Below are 14,014 nucleotides of genomic sequence, written 5' to 3'. Positions count from 1 at the left end.
CAGCATGGTGTGCGCGGGGGCGGCCTTGCGCATGGGCGTGGCCGGAGTCGCCCCCATCGCCCCTGAGGGTGCGGTCGCGGGAGACGCAGGGCCAGCGGCCGCCGCGCCCCCTGGCACGACACCCGGCGACACATCCGCGGACCCGACACCCGGCAGCGGCATGGCCGCGGCGGGGAGCCCCAACATCGTCCGGGCGGGGGCCGCCTTCTTGGCGGGCGTGGCCGACGCTGGGGCGGCCGCCGGGGCCGCTGCGAGCGGAGGCAACATCTCGTTCGGGAGCCCCAGCATCGTGCGCTGCGGGGGGCGCTTGGCAGGACCAGGGGCGACGGCTGGGGTGGTATGGACCGCGGCGGGGGGGGCGGCGACCTGCGGGGCCCCGGTCGCGACGACCGAGGGCGGGGCTGCGACGGGTGGCGCGGCGGGCTGAGCGGCCACGGGGACCATACTCTGCCCACATTGCCCGCAGAATCGAACGCCCCGGGCCTGGGGTGCGCCGCAGTGGGGGCAGGATTCCATCGCTGACATAGACGGGACGAGGGTAGCCCGGTTCCCACCTAAAGTCTCGCTTTCGCCGAGCTTCTCAGCTCCCCGGAGCCGCCTGACAGACGTGGGCTACCGACGCCACGACAACGACACGCGATTTTTGCATAGGCTTTTGTTTCCGGAGAAAGAGCGGTAAGCTTATCGCTCATATCTCCGGCCGGCGATGGGGCCTGGTGGGGTCAAACATTGGAGTTGCGGATGAAAAAGCTTTCGATTGTGCGTAGGGGGATGCTCGCCATCTCGCTGTTGGTGTCCATGGCCAGCGCCGGGTGTGGCGGCGACGGGGACAGCACCCCGGCCGACATGGGCCAGAACACCAACCAAGACATGGGCGGCCAGACCCAAGACATGGGACAGGGCCAAGACATGGGGCAGTCCCAGGACATGGGATCGGACGACGAAGGCGTCGACGGTGGGGAAGAGCTCCCCGAGCCGCAGGTACGTGTCGTCCACGCGGTGTCCGACCTCACCAAGAATGACCCCGCGGTGCCCATCAACGGCATCCGCCTGTGCGTGGACACGGGCTTCGGTGTCATCGCTCAACCGGCCAATGACCCGAACCTGCTGCCCAACATCGACCTGAGCCTCGGCCTGCCGCACCGTGCGGTCACCCCGTACCTCCAGACCCTCCCGCCGGCCACCGTGCGCGTGTACGACGAGGAACGCGTCGACAACGACGATCCGGGCGCGCTTCCGCCGAAGGTCGACTGCCCCGTCTCACATGACGGCAGCACCCCCGCGCCGGGAACGACCGTGTTCGATGGCGACTGCACGAACGACACGGTCCCGTGCCTCTTCCAGTTCACCTACGATCCCAGCAGTCTCGAGGACGGCGAGTCGTACTCCCTCATCGTGCACGGGTTCGTCGACAACACGAACAACTGTCGGGACCTGCTCAACCAGCCTGTGTCGTGCCCGAACGGCGCCGTAGGCGCCACGCTGGAGCAGGACGAGGACGCCGATGACGTGGTCGCCGGCAGCGCGCGCGCGCGCTTCTTCCACGGCATCTACAACCTGTGGCCCGTGGACGTCTGCTACGACGCCGACGGCATTGGGACCGGCGCGCCAGCGGTCGCCGTGCACACGAACGTCAGCCCCGGCACGATCACGGACTATGCCACGGTGCCCGTGTTGCCCCCAGGTTCCGCCATGGTGTTCCTGACGCTGAAGGACCAGACGGACGCGCCAACACTCCTCGGCCCCTGCGCGTTCTCGGCGAACATGGCCATGGGCAGCAGCTTGCCAGCGAACGTCGTTCCCGTGTTCTTCAGCCCGGAGAACGCCGCCATGATGCCGCCCAATCCGGCAACGAACGTGGTGGCGGGCACCACGTTCACCATCTTCGCGACGGGTGACACGCGGTTCGCGGCGCCCCCCACCATGGCGGACAACTACGCCCAGAACTATCCCGCGAGGACCCCCGTCGTGTTGGCCTTCACGGACTTCGCCCCGCCCACACCCTGAGCTAGCTCCGCCCCAACGGAAGAGGCCCGCCGCGAGGTGGGCCTTTTTCGTTTCGTCCTCGCCCAGGGGGCGATGATACGCTGAGGCGTGCCCCTGACCCTCGATCGCCTGACCTTCGTCTACCAGGACGACCCTGGCCACCTGGGCCCCATGATCGAAGCGGAGCGTCGTGTGGTGCGCTTCGGGGCGGAGGGGAGCGGGATGATCGAGCTGGAGAGCCTCGTCTCGGGTGAAGCCACGCCGCAGGAGACCCGCATCCCCGTCCGCATGGCCGAGGCCAGCACGCTCAGCGGGCCTCTCGCGGAGCTGCTGGCCAACGAGCCGCTGCCATGCCTCGTCGGACACGCCGCCGCCACGGCGGTGGTGCTCCTCGGCGCCGACAGCGTCGCCCGATGCAGCGCCAACCCCGCGGACCTGCGCGGCAAGGTGCGGTTCGCGCTGGCGCGTGTGGGCTGGAAGCTGCGCTGAACAACGCCGCTCGACCGGTCACGGGAGTTCGTCAGGCCCAGCGCGGGGTCAACGCTTGCCCCACCGGCGCCGTAGGCTCCACTCCAAGATGAGCGCTCCGGCGAGCGTGAGCAGCGCAGGCCACGACTCGAACGGGTAGCGCGTGGCGATGCCGAGCGAGCGCGTGCGTCGCGTGTCGAAGTCCGATAGCTGCGGGAGCGCCGTGGCGGAAACGAAGCGGCCACCGGTCCGCTCGGCGAGCGCTCGCAGGAGAGCGGGTCGGGGACGGGGGTCGGCCAGCTCGTCGCCGCCCTCCTCCACGACGAACCACTCGCTTGCCAGCGCGGCGGGCCCGGGCGTAGTGGACGCCGACCCCGTCGCAGCGTCTTGCGTGCTCGCAGCGCCGGTCGACCCAGGCGCGGCGGGGGCGCCCACCACGACGCGATAGCCACCCGGTCGTTCGGGGGCGGTCAGCTCGGCCGTGAACGCGCCGCCCGCGTCGGTGGTGACGGCCCGTGTGACGACGGGCACGTCGCCATCCGCGGGCACGATGGCAAGCGAGAGCTCGCGCGACGCGTAGGGCTCGTGCACCTCGTCCCGCGCCTCGCCGTGCACCCGGACGCGCCCGTGTGCTGCGTAGCGCTCTTGGTCGGTCGCGACGCGCGCCGGGTCCAGCGTGGGGTCTTTGGTCAGCCAGCGCAGGGCGCGATCCCAGAAGCGGTCGTAGGCGCTCGCGTCGCCCGACGCGCCTGCCGTGCTCATGCCCCAACGCCAGCTGGTGTCTGCCATCAACGCGAGCACGCGCCCCTCTCCAGCGCGTCCCACCGCCAAGACAGGCAACGCTCCGCCAGACAGCGCGTGCTCGCGCGGATGCTCGAGCAGCACGCGTCCCAGCGCGCTCACACGCGTCACCTGATTGGCGCCCTCGAGGGGGCTGAGGCCTTCCCACAAGCGCAGGCTCTCACGCTCGTCGGGCAGCAGCGCGACCAACGGGTGGTGTCGGTTGGCGGTCACGACACGTGGCTGAAAGCGCCCCTCCACCAGCGAACGCGAAACGGGGAGAGACTCGGGTGGCACCCCCACGGGCAGAATCGTCTCGATGGGCGTCCCCGCGTAGCCCCCTGGCCCGAAGGCCCGGTCTCCGCCGATCATCGCGAACGCACCGCCGCGCAGCACGTAGTCGCGGATGCGCGGCAGATACGCGCCCATCTCGTACGGCGCGTAGTCGAAGTTCTGGAAGATGATCACGTCGAAGCTGCCGAGGTGCTCGCTGAACAGCTCGTCGGTCGGGAACGGGATCAGCGCGAGCTCCTCGGAGGGGGCCATCGTCAGGTCGTTCGCCGTGCGGAGAATGAAGAACGAGATGAGATCGATGGCGGGGTCGCGCTTGAGGAACACGCGCAAGAAGCGCACGTCCCAGCTGGGCTGCCCCGTGACCAGCAGCACGCGCAGCTTGTCGCGCCGCACGTTCACCAGGAACGAGCGCTGGTTGTTGGCGGGGACCGCGTCGTCGACGTCCACGGGGATGCTCACCCGGTAGAGGGCACGCCCGAGGTGCTGAGGAGTCAGCGTGAGGGACACGCTCACTTCGCCCGAGGCGGGCACACTGACCACCTGCTCGCGCACCAGCTCGTCTCCATGGAAGAGACGCAGGGGCAGGCGGCGTGGCTCGTCGAGCGTCGTGGCCACGCGGACACGCACGCGGAGGGGTTGACGCAGGTAGCCGACGGGGTCGACCGACAGGCCGCGGATGGCGTCGTCGCGCACGTCCTCATCGACGCCGAGCGCCACCGCGTGCACCCGCACTCCGTCCAGCTGGAAGTCCGGCGGGAGCTCCTCGAAGTCCGTGTCCGCGCCGTCGGAGACGACCACGATGGCCCCCAACTCGAGCTCCGCGTCGTCGGCGGCCGCGCGGCGGAGGCTCTCCACCAGGCGCGTGCGCTCCTCGTCGACGGGATACGCATCGCTCAGCTCCGTGAGCGTGGTCTCGGCGAGCTCCGCGCCGAAGCGTGAGAAGCGGGCGCGCGACGCGTCGGACTGCTCCAGGAAGGTGGTCACGACGGCACGGGCCTGCGCCGAGCGGGCGGGTTCGCCCAGGGCGAGGTCGACGCTGCGCGAGGTGTCGAACAGCACACGTAGGCGACCGTCGATGGTCTCGTGATGCTCGGCGGCGCAGCCCGGCCGCGAGCAGACCAGGAACAAGAGCGTGAGCGAGATGGCGCGCACGCCGAGCAACGCGCGCCGCCGCGGCGGGGCCAAGGCAGAAGCCTCGCGATGCGCCAGCCAACCGAGCGCTACGCACACGAGCAGCAGCAGCCCTGCGGCGGGCGCGCCCAGGGGGATTCCGAACACGAAGGTCGCAGCGAGCGTCGCAGGCAGGGTCAGGGCGCGCTCCCTCGGCGTCGCATGATGAACGGCGCGTGCACCTGGTCGTCTTTGTAGTCCAGGCAGAGCGCGTACATGATGATGTTCACGCCCAGTCGGATGGCCAGCTCGCGCTGCACCTCGCCCCCCTCCACGGCGTGCTGCCACGTGCCGAGGTTGTCGCGCGCCCACGCGCCGCCCATGTCTGCGCGGCTGTAGACGACCCCCATGCGCCCTTCGCGCTCGATACCTTCCAGCGGACGCCTGCCGTGGATGCGCCCGGCGGGCCCGTGCAGCAGGTAAAACGAGCGAAAGAGGGTGTGATCCGCCGGGATGGGCCGCAGCGGACGGGTCGGGAACGCGCGTTGGAGCATGCGCCTCACGCTGGCGTCGAACCCCGCGCTCAGGGGGTCGGCGTCGTCCACCACGAGCAGCCCGCCAAAGTCCACGAAGCGCCGCAGACCTACCACTTCCGCCTCGCTGAGGTCGGGGAAGCCGGAGTCCCCCGCCAGGTAGAGCAGCGGGGTCTCGAAGATGGACGGGTCGTCGAGGCGCGCGCGCGAGGGACGCAGGCGAGTCTCGATGCTGGTGCGCTTGCGCGTCTCCCAGGCGATCCGCCGCCGCGCGCTGGGCCGCGGTTCGTCCTCTTCACGCTGCCCGTCGATGACCACCCCGCGCACGTCCACGCGGGTGGTCTCGCCGATGCCCCGCGCGTCTGGGATCAAGGTGACCAGCGACGCCGACAAGCTCGCCAACGCGAGCGCGCAGGTGACGAAGCGGCGGGAGTCACGGGGCCGGGCGCGCATGGTGCGCGGAGGATAGCACCCAGCGCCGCGAGGGCGACGCCTGCGCACAGACGACATCCCGCGACGGGCGCCTACCCGAGCCCGAGCTTCTTGGCGTATGCCATCAGCGCCGCGATCTGCTCGGGGCCCATGCTGCCCACCATGTTCTGCACGGCGGCGAGCTGCTCCGGGTCGAGCTGCTGCGCGGCCTGGCTCGCGGCCGCCATCAGCTCCTGCTGCGACATGCCCGCGAGGGCGCCCACGTTGAGCCCGGCGAGCCCGGACATCCCAGCGAGGCCTCCGAGCCCCTCGGCGAGCGGGCCCAGGTCCGGGAACGCGGCGTTTGGCGACGGGGCGCCCGAGCCCGCGTCCCCCGACTCGGCGCGCGTCGGTGTGGCCACGCGGGCGTCGAGCTCCGGAGTGGAGAAGACCACGCGCTCCGGGGTCTTCTCGTGCGTGATGCCCTCCGCCGCGAGCCGCTCCAGTACCCTGTTGAAGCTGAGCCCCTTCTGATCCGCGGACTCGTAGAGCCGCTCGAGGGGTAGCGCGACCTTGCGGGACGGGAAGCCGTTCTTCGCGAGGTTTCTGACGATGGTGGCGGTGAAGCTCTCGAGCGCGTCCATGGCGCCACCATAGAGCACGACTCGGGGGCGCCGGAAGCCCCAGCTCTCGCGCGCAGCGGGAACTTGCGCGTGGGCCCTCGGGACGCGAGGCTACGGCGTGTCCAACGACTCGAGACTCACGTGGCGGCGGCGGGACGCGCGCCCTGCTCAAAGGCCGAAGACCTTGCTCCGGAGCCGTGTGGCGGGCGCGCTCGGGCTCGGGCTCGCCGCGCTCGCGTGCGGCGGCGAGGGCAACGAGGCCGAGCCCGTCGTCCCGGCCGCTGCCGCGGAGGCCCCCGCCGCCGACGACGGGCAGCGCTACATCAGCCTGAGCCGCCCGCTGATGGGCACGATCTTCCGTATCAACGTGGTGTCGACGCCCGAGGTCGCGGAGCCCGCCATCCGCGACGCGTTCGCGGAGATCGCACGGCTGGAGGACGCCCTCAGCGAGTGGCGCGAGGACAGTGAGATCTCGCGCATCAACCGTGAGGCGGGGCGCGAGCCCGTCGTGGTGGGTCCCGACGTGATGGCGGTGGTCAAGGCCGGCCTGGACGTATCGCGTTGGAGCGACGGCGCGTTCGATCTCTCCTGGGCGGCCCTGCGAGGCATGTACAGCTTCCCTCCCCACGAGGAGCGCATCCCGAGCGCGCGGGACCTGCGGCGCCAGCTGCCCCTGGTGCGCTACCAGGACATCGTGGTCGACGAGGAGGCCAGCACCGTCTTTCTGCGAAGAGCTGGCATGGCGATCGGCACCGGCGGCATCGGCAAGGGCTACGCGCTCGACCGGGCGGGCGAGGTGCTGCGCGCGGCGGGCATCAACGACTACATGATCTTCGGCGGTGGTCAGGTGCAGGTGCACGGCCAGCGCGGCTCGCGCGACTGGCGCGTGGGCATCCAGCATCCACGCCAGCAAGGGCAGAACAGCTACTTCGCGGCGCTGGAGGCCACGGACGTCAGCATCAGCACGTCGGGCGACTACGAGCACGCGTTCTTCCGCGATGGGCGCCGCTACCACCACATCATCGACCTGCGGACAGGGCTGCCCGTGGACAAGTCCATGAGCGTCACGCTGCTGGCGCCCGCCGGGCTGTATGCGGACGCGCTCAGCACGGCGGTGTTCGCCCTGGGCGCCGAGCGCGCGCTCGAGATGCTGCGCACCATCGACTACCGCGCGGAGGCCGTCATCGTGGACAGCCAGTGCCGCGTACACACCACGCCCGGGACCGAGGCGCGCCTGCGGCTCAACGTCGAGCTGCGCGACCAGCTGCTGCCGGAGTGCACCCCATGAGCGCCGCCCCCTCCACGGCCGCGCCGGCCACCACGGCGGCGAAGACCACCATCCTGGTCGTCGACGACGAGCGCAACATCCGCCGAACCCTGCGGATGGTCCTCGAGGGCGCCGGCTTCGACGTGTGCGAGGCCGAGAGCGCGGAGGCCGCGCTGGCCGCCCTGGACGAGCAAGAGGTGGACTTGGTCATCCTCGACATCCGTCTGCCCAAGATGAGCGGCATCGAGGCCCTCGAGAAGATCCGCGCGCGCCCCGAGTCGCGTCGGCTGCCCGTGGTGATGGTGTCCGGGCACGCCTCGGTGGCGGAGGCGGTGCAAGCGGTGCAGCTGGGCGCGACGGACTTCTTCGAGAAGCCGCTCGACCGCGAGCGCGTGCTGGTCAGCGTGCGCAACGCCCTCAAGACGTGGCAGCTGGAGCGCGAGGTGGAGCGGCTGCGTGGCCAGGTGCAGCACCGCTACGAGATGATCGGGGAGAGCCCCGTCATGCGACAGCTCTTCGCGCAGGTGGAGAAGGTCGCGCCCACGAACGGACGTGTGCTCATCACGGGCGAGAGCGGGACCGGCAAAGAGCTGGTGGCGCGGGCGGTCCATCGACTCAGCCAGCGCAGCAAGGACGCGTTCGTGAAGGTCAACTGCGCGGCCATCCCGGCCGAGCTGATCGAGAGCGAGCTGTTCGGCTACGAGCGGGGGGCGTTCACGGGGGCGGCCGGACGCAAGAAGGGGGTGTTCGAGCTCGCGCACGGGGGCACGCTGTTCCTGGACGAGATCGGCGACATGAGCGCGAGCGCGCAAGCAAAGGTGCTGCGCGCGCTCCAGAGCGGCGAGATCACCCGCGTGGGCTCCGAGCGCAGCATCGCCGTGGATGTGCGCATCGTGGCCGCCACCAACCGCGACCTGGAAGCCGACGTGGCCGAGGGGCGGTTCCGCGAGGATCTCTACTTCCGGCTGAACGTGGTGCCCCTGCGCACCCCAGCGCTCCGCGAGCGCCCCGGCGACATCCCCGCCTTGGCGGTGTCCTTCTTGCGCGAGTTTTGCAAGGAGAACGGGCTCCGAGAGAAGCCCATCGACGACGACGTGCTGGAGACCCTGGCGGAGCGCTCGTGGCCGGGGAATGTGCGCGAGCTGCGCAACGTGGTCGAGCGCATGGCCATCCTGAGCGGCGACTGCATCGTGCTGGACGACGTGCCCGACGTGGGACGCCTGTCCCGCGAGCGCGCCGTCGAAGACCGCAGCAGCGCCGAGACCCTGCGCCCCTCGTCCCTGCCGCCGGCGCTCGACGGCGAAGAGCGCATGTCGCTCCGGGACTACCGCGAGTTCGCGGAGAAACAGTACATCCTCGCCACGCTCGAGGAGGTGGCGTGGAACATCAGCCGCGCCGCGCTGCTGCTGGGGGTCGAGCGCACCAACCTGCACAAGAAGCTGCGCGCGTACGGCATCCGGCGCGAAGACGAGGTGTGATGATCGTCAAGAGCGTGAAGTTCTTCTGGTCCCTGTTGGTCTTCGCGGCCGTGACCTGGTTCGTGTTCTTCGTGCCTCTCGGAGAGCGCACGCTCTTCCAGCACTTCCTCCGCATCGCCCAGACGGACGAAGCCCAGGACCTGGGCCGTGAGGTGGAGGAGGCGGGGAGGCGAGTGGGCGACGAGGTGCAGCGCAGCGTCGAGGAGAGCGCGCGGGAGCGGCTGGAACGAGAACGGCTGGAGCGAGAGGCCGACGAGCCTCGGCCTCAGCCCTGACGCTTCTTCCACTCCTCCACGAACTCCCAGTCCGCCAGGAGGCCCTTACGGATGAGGAGCGTGAGCAGGGACGCGAACAGGATCTCCCACTGCTTGTCCGGGAGGACGTCGCTGACATCGGCGCCCTGGGCGCGCGCGATGAGGGCCGAGACGAGGTCGCTCGCCGTGAGCCCGCCCTCGGTGGCCTGCTCCGCGGCCTGACGCTTGGACCCGGGTGCCGGGAGCCGGACCGTGGTCCCGTCCAGTAGGGTGAGGGTGACCATGCGCACACCGGCCGCCTCCACACCCTCTTCGGTAGAGGCTGGCGCGGCGGGCGGATCCTCGACGCGCGTGACCGGCGGCTTCGAGACCGCATCGATCAGCACGGACACCGCCGCGCCGGGGTTCGGGGATCCGGCTGACGCCGGGCGCGCCGTTCCACCGTTGGATCCAGCTGGAGTCACAGGCCCGACGCCCGCCGACGCGGAGGACGCTGCTCCGCTGGGCGCGGCGGCAGGCGGCGCTGCGGGGGCGGACGCGGCGGCGCCAACCGCGGCCGTAGCCGCAACCGGCGCAGGGCTGGCTTGCGCCCCCGCTCCTCCAGTCGCCGACGCGGGGGCGCCAGAGGGAGTCGCTGGGTGGGCTGGAGGCGCGGCAGCCGCAGGGGCAGCGGCAGCCGAGGCAGCAGATGCGGCGGCTGGGGCAGCAGGCGGCGCGGTGACAGGCCCAGTGGCAGGCGCGGCAGCAGGCGCGGCTGGCTTGAGGGCCGCTGGTGGTGCGGCCGGAGGACGCGCTGGCGAAGCAGCGCTCGGCGGTGGGGGCGACCCTTTGTCCCACTCGTCGGCGCTGGCCGGGACGCTGGTGTCGCCTAGCCCCGTGGGCGGCGCCTTGGGGATGGCGACGGGCTCGGGGGCGACGGGGTCCGGGTCCGGGTGACGAGACGCGCGGCGCTCGGGGGGGTGGACCTGTGGCGCGCCCGCCAGATAGTAGACGCGGATGGCGTGTCGGATCTCGGACGGAGACGAGACCATCGCCTTGACGGGCAACCCCGTCGTCGCAACGAGCTCCTCGAGCGCGTGCTCGTTAGTGGGATCGTCCATCGCGACGTAGAGCGTCTCGGCCGCGCGCACACGGCGCATGTAGATGGGGATGACGCAGAGCCGGTTGGCCACCTCGGCGGGGACCATGTTCAGCAGCTCCCGCGTGAACTCGATGCGCTGCAGGCTGACCCACGGGATGGACAGCTGGTTGGACAGGATCTGGGTGAGCTGAAACTCCGTGACGAAGCCCTTCGCCACGAGCTCTTCGCCCAGACGTCGACCGGACTCGCGCTGGGCCACGAGCGCCTCTTGCACCTGTTCCTGCGTGACCAGCTTGGCGGCCACGAGGAGATCGCCGATTCGCACCCTGTCGGACATGCCGCAGCGTAACGCGAAGCAAGCCCGCGGCTCAAACTACAGGACGACCCGAGGGGAAATTGCAGCCCCGAGTTGGCGTCGTCCCCCGAGCTACGGCCAGCTGAGGTCCAGCCGCTTCATCTTGCGCCAGAGCGTCGTGGAGCTGAGCCCGAGCGCCTCGGCCGCCTTCTCCTTGTTGCCGTCGACCTCGCGCAGCACGTTCATGATGGCCTCGCTCTCCGCGCGGTCCACCACGTCCTGCAACAGCCGCGGCGCCGCCGTGCCCTCGCCTCCCTGGCGCATCTCGGGCGAGACGATGTCGTCGAGCTGCACCTCGCCGTCGAGCGCCAGCGCGATTCCCTGCTCGATGAGGTTCTCCAGCTCACGGATGTTGCCCGGGAACGGGTACCGTTCGAGCCACTCCATGACGCCGTCACCGAGGCGCGCGGACCGCCGCATCTTCTTCCCGTACTTCTCGAGGAAGTGCTCGGTCAGGGGCGCGATGTCCTCGCGCCTGTCGCGCAGCGCGGGAAGCACGAAGCGCGCGACGTTGAGCCGGTAGTAGAGGTCCTCGCGAAAGGACTTCTCCTCGATCATGGCCTTCAGGTCACGGTTGGTAGCCGCGATGATGCGCACGTCCACCTGCACGGTCTGGTTGTCGCCGAGGCGTCGGATCTCGCCCTGCTGGATGGCGCGCAGGAGCTTGGCCTGGAACGACGGCGCCGTCTCTGCGATCTCGTCGAAGAAGAACGTGCCGCCGTTGGCCTCCTCGAACAGCCCCTTGCGGGACGCGACGGCGCCCGTGAAGGCCCCGCGGTTGTGCCCGAACAGCTCGCTCTCGAGCAGCGTCTCGGAGATGGCCGCGCAGTTGATGGTGATGAACGGCTTCTCGGAGCGCAGCGAGTTGACGTGGATGGCCCTCGCCACCAGCTCCTTGCCGGTGCCGCTCTCGCCGGTGATGAGCACCGTCGCGTCCGTGGGGGCGATGCGCACGATGCGCCCGAGCACGTCGCGGATGGCGCCGCTGCGGCCGATGATGTTCTCGAAGTGGTAGCGCTCGCGGAACTCGGCCGCCATGGCGGACACCTGCCCCGCCAGCTTTCTCGCGCGTACGGCGCGCGCCACCTTCATCAGCAGCTCCTCCTCCTCGAAGGGCTTCTGGATGTAGTCGTGCGCGCCCAGGCGCATGGCCTCGACCGCGCTCTCGATGGTCCCGTAGGCCGTCATCACGATGACCTCGGTCAGGGGCGAGGCCTCGCGCGTCTTGCGCAGCACCGCCAGGCCATCCGTGGTGCCCATCTTCAGGTCGGTCAGCACCAGGTCGAACGCCTCCTCCGCCACGCGCTCGCACGCCACGTCCCCGTTCTCCGCCTCTTCGACGTGGTGGTCTGCCCCGCGCAAGAGCATCGCGAGGGTGGTGCGCATGTTGCGTTGGTCGTCGACGACGAGGATCTTGGCCATTCCGTCGCGAGTATCGGCCCCCGCAACCTCGATGACAACCGAAGATGTGCTCAGCCTACGCCCGCGCGCTCGGCCGCTGTGCCATGCAAGGCGCGCATGAGCTCTTCCAGGTGCACGTCCGGCGACAGGCGGACGCCGGCGCCCTCCAGGTGCTCGAACGCCACGGCGACGGCCTCCGCGGGCGACGCGACCACGAGATACGGCGACGGGTGCGGCGCGATCCAGTGGATGGTCCGCAGGGCGGCGCGGCCGAGCACGGAGTCCAGGATGGCCACCGCGGCCACGTTGTAGGTGGCCGTCTCGGCACGGTAGCGGAGGTTCCAATCCGCGATGGCCCGACGCAGCGGGGCGGCCGGGACCCGGGTCAGCGCGCGCGCGTCGGTGATGGTGACGAATGGACGACGCGCCGCGAACAACGCCTCGAAGCGCCGCTGCATCTCCTCCACGTCCTCCGCCCGCATCCCGCCTCGAACGGTCGTCAGCACGAACGGCAAGCGCGTGGTGTCGACCTCGATGGAGCGCTGCATGGCCGCATCGTCCGCGATCAGGGGTCGTCCACGCAACCCGCCCGTGCCACGCACGTTCAGGTCAGCGGTGGCCCTCTGCGCTCCCGAGCAGCGGACCCAGCTCCGTCTCCACGTCGTCCCGCAGCGCACGGGGGAAGATCAGGCGTGAGCTGGTCAGCCGCTTGTTGCGCAGCTCCTTCAACAAGAACGAGGCCTCCCCGAGGCGCATGATCTCGCGATGCCGCAGCAGCAGCCACAGCCCCCCCGGCGAGTCGTCGTCGGGCTCTGCGTAGGGCACGTCGCTGGTGTGGTCCAGGAACACATGCAGCTCGGGGCGCAGCCCATGGCGCGCGGCGAGCGCGTACGTCCTCGCGAGCAGCTCGCCGAACATCGGCTCACACTCGCTGGGCAGCGGCAGCGTCTTGGGCAGGTCGCGTGCGCGCAGCCGTCGGGCGAGCAGCGAGAGCGCCTGGTCCTCCGCCTGCTCCCACCCCGAGAGCGCGCCCAGCAGCGCGATGTCGTCGAGCGCCAGGTAGTCACCCAGCGACACTCGCTCCCCCAGCGCAGCGGCCCGCAACGCCGCCGGGGTGCCCGCGGGCGCCCTCCCCTCGCGCACCAGCTCACCCACCCGAATGAACACTCCGCGGATCAGGCCTTCCGCCGCGCGCGTCGCCTTGTGGTGATAGACCTGCGCGTACATGTGCTGACGGGCGAGGAAGAAGCCCTCGATGGGCGGCAGCCCCTTGCGCCCCTCCACGGCGAGCACCCACTCGCCCCCGACCTGACCGAACGCGAGCGAGCGCAGCACCCAGTCCAGGTCGTACAGGCCGTAGCGGACCCCGGTCATGTAGCTGTCGCGCAGCAGGTAGTCCGCTCGGTCTACGTCGATGGTCCCGCTGATGGCGCGCGCCAAGTAGCCCAGCCGGTGCTCACCGCGCAGCATGCCCGCGACGCGGGTGGCCATGCCAGACGAAAGCCCCTCGAGGGCGCGGTGCACGTCGGTGCCGTCGTCCAGCAGCACGTCCCGCGTCCAGTCCTCGTGGTGGCGCGCGTGGGGCGACACCTCCTCGTAGAGGTGTGAGAATGGCCCGTGTCCCAGGTCGTGCAGGAGCGCCGCCGCCAGCGCCTCGTCGGCCGCGGCCTCGTCGAGCCGCGCATCCATGGGCAGGTCGTCCTGCGCAGCGACGATGCGCAGCTGGAGCCGCTGCATGACGTGGGCCGCCCCGAGGGCGTGCGCGAAGCGGGTGTGCTCCGCGCCAGGGAACACCAGCGATGTCAGCCCCAGCTGCTTGACCCGGCGGAGGCGCTGGACCTCGCGCGTCGCGAGCAGGGCCTCGATGACCCGCTCGGCCCGCCCCTCGAAGGCCACCAACCCGTGCACGGGATCACGCAGAAGCATGAGCAACGTTAGCCGCCGCGTCGCGCCCGGGCAATCACGCGCTCCCG

At 70.7% G+C, this 14,014-nt stretch carries 13 protein-coding genes; 6 read left to right on the top strand and 7 right to left on the bottom strand.

Annotated features, from left to right (window positions below):
- Positions 1–4 precede the first annotated feature (4 nt).
- The 3 genes from H6726_27690 (at position 5) to H6726_27680 (ending at position 2,475) form a co-directional block, all read left to right on the top strand.
- A complete protein-coding gene (locus tag H6726_27690; GenBank protein ID MCB9661461.1) occupies positions 5–427 on the top strand; it encodes a hypothetical protein in 423 nt (140 codons plus the stop codon).
- Between the two features lie 344 nt (positions 428–771).
- Complete coding sequence (locus H6726_27685; protein ID MCB9661460.1) at positions 772–2,007, top strand: hypothetical protein; 1,236 nt, start codon at positions 772–774, stop codon at positions 2,005–2,007.
- 87 nt (positions 2,008–2,094) lie between these two features.
- Positions 2,095–2,475 (top strand): hypothetical protein, encoded by a 381-nt coding sequence (locus H6726_27680; protein ID MCB9661459.1) that lies wholly within the window; start codon positions 2,095–2,097, stop codon positions 2,473–2,475.
- Positions 2,476–2,523: 48 nt separating this feature from the next.
- On the opposite strand, the gene H6726_27675 is transcribed toward H6726_27680, so the two are convergent.
- The 3 genes from H6726_27675 to H6726_27665 all read right to left on the bottom strand — a co-directional run bounded on the left by H6726_27675 (position 2,524) and on the right by H6726_27665 (position 6,226).
- Positions 2,524–4,806: a hypothetical protein gene (locus H6726_27675; protein MCB9661458.1), complete on the bottom strand. Its 2,283-nt coding sequence runs from the start codon at positions 4,804–4,806 to the stop codon at positions 2,524–2,526.
- A gap of 29 nt (positions 4,807–4,835) precedes the next feature.
- Positions 4,836–5,624 carry a DUF4159 domain-containing protein gene (locus H6726_27670; protein ID MCB9661457.1) on the bottom strand — a complete coding sequence of 263 codons (789 nt, stop codon included), beginning with the start codon at positions 5,622–5,624 and terminating at the stop codon, positions 4,836–4,838.
- Between the two features lie 71 nt (positions 5,625–5,695).
- Positions 5,696–6,226: a hypothetical protein gene (locus H6726_27665; GenBank protein ID MCB9661456.1), complete on the bottom strand. Its 531-nt coding sequence runs from the start codon at positions 6,224–6,226 to the stop codon at positions 5,696–5,698.
- A gap of 163 nt (positions 6,227–6,389) precedes the next feature.
- Here H6726_27665 and H6726_27660 point away from each other — a divergent pair, with 163 nt between their 5' ends.
- The 3 genes from H6726_27660 to H6726_27650 are packed head-to-tail and all read left to right on the top strand — an operon-like array spanning position 6,390 to position 9,225.
- Complete coding sequence (locus H6726_27660; GenBank protein ID MCB9661455.1) at positions 6,390–7,493, top strand: FAD:protein FMN transferase; 1,104 nt, start codon at positions 6,390–6,392, stop codon at positions 7,491–7,493.
- Entirely contained in the window at positions 7,490–8,950 is a 1,461-nt protein-coding gene (locus tag H6726_27655; protein MCB9661454.1) for a sigma-54-dependent Fis family transcriptional regulator, read from the top strand. Before H6726_27660 ends, H6726_27655 begins: the two co-directional genes overlap by 4 nt.
- Entirely contained in the window at positions 8,950–9,225 is a 276-nt protein-coding gene (locus H6726_27650) for a hypothetical protein (GenBank protein ID MCB9661453.1), read from the top strand. The genes H6726_27655 and H6726_27650 overlap by 1 nt, the downstream gene beginning before the upstream one ends.
- On the opposite strand, the gene H6726_27645 is transcribed toward H6726_27650, so the two are convergent.
- From H6726_27645 to H6726_27630, 4 genes are all read right to left on the bottom strand, one after another.
- Complete coding sequence (locus H6726_27645) at positions 9,216–10,622, bottom strand: hypothetical protein (GenBank protein ID MCB9661452.1); 1,407 nt, start codon at positions 10,620–10,622, stop codon at positions 9,216–9,218. The genes H6726_27650 and H6726_27645 overlap by 10 nt on opposite strands.
- 90 nt (positions 10,623–10,712) lie before the next feature.
- Positions 10,713–12,062 (bottom strand): sigma-54-dependent Fis family transcriptional regulator, encoded by a 1,350-nt coding sequence (locus H6726_27640; protein MCB9661451.1) that lies wholly within the window; start codon positions 12,060–12,062, stop codon positions 10,713–10,715.
- A 50-nt stretch (positions 12,063–12,112) separates the two neighbouring features.
- Positions 12,113–12,589 carry a hypothetical protein gene (locus H6726_27635; GenBank protein ID MCB9661450.1) on the bottom strand — a complete coding sequence of 159 codons (477 nt, stop codon included), beginning with the start codon at positions 12,587–12,589 and terminating at the stop codon, positions 12,113–12,115.
- Between the two features lie 61 nt (positions 12,590–12,650).
- Positions 12,651–13,967, bottom strand: a complete 1,317-nt coding sequence (locus H6726_27630; GenBank protein ID MCB9661449.1) for an HD domain-containing protein — start codon at positions 13,965–13,967, stop codon at positions 12,651–12,653.
- Between the last annotated feature and the right edge of the window lie 47 nt (positions 13,968–14,014).

It is taken from the genome of Sandaracinaceae bacterium (assembly GCA_020633055.1).
Lineage (GTDB): Bacteria > Myxococcota_A > Polyangia > Polyangiales > Houyiibacteriaceae > JADJJE01.
This window is presented reverse-complemented; position numbering and strand designations above follow the sequence as displayed.

Excerpts from the sequence above, each read along its gene's own strand:
- H6726_27690 (MCB9661461.1), top strand. The coding sequence starts at position 5 with ATGGTGTGCGCGGGGGCGGCCTTGCGCATGGGCGTGGCCGGAGTCGCC.
- H6726_27685 (MCB9661460.1), top strand. The coding sequence starts at position 772 with ATGCTCGCCATCTCGCTGTTGGTGTCCATGGCCAGCGCCGGGTGTGGC.
- H6726_27670 (MCB9661457.1), bottom strand. The coding sequence starts at position 5,624 with ATGCGCGCCCGGCCCCGTGACTCCCGCCGCTTCGTCACCTGCGCGCTC.
- H6726_27665 (MCB9661456.1), bottom strand. The coding sequence starts at position 6,226 with ATGGACGCGCTCGAGAGCTTCACCGCCACCATCGTCAGAAACCTCGCG.
- H6726_27655 (MCB9661454.1), top strand. The coding sequence starts at position 7,490 with ATGAGCGCCGCCCCCTCCACGGCCGCGCCGGCCACCACGGCGGCGAAG.
- H6726_27650 (MCB9661453.1), top strand. The coding sequence starts at position 8,950 with ATGATCGTCAAGAGCGTGAAGTTCTTCTGGTCCCTGTTGGTCTTCGCG.
- H6726_27645 (MCB9661452.1), bottom strand. The coding sequence starts at position 10,622 with ATGTCCGACAGGGTGCGAATCGGCGATCTCCTCGTGGCCGCCAAGCTG.
- H6726_27640 (MCB9661451.1), bottom strand. The coding sequence starts at position 12,062 with ATGGCCAAGATCCTCGTCGTCGACGACCAACGCAACATGCGCACCACC.
- H6726_27635 (MCB9661450.1), bottom strand. The coding sequence starts at position 12,589 with ATGCAGCGCTCCATCGAGGTCGACACCACGCGCTTGCCGTTCGTGCTG.
- H6726_27630 (MCB9661449.1), bottom strand. The coding sequence starts at position 13,967 with ATGCTTCTGCGTGATCCCGTGCACGGGTTGGTGGCCTTCGAGGGGCGG.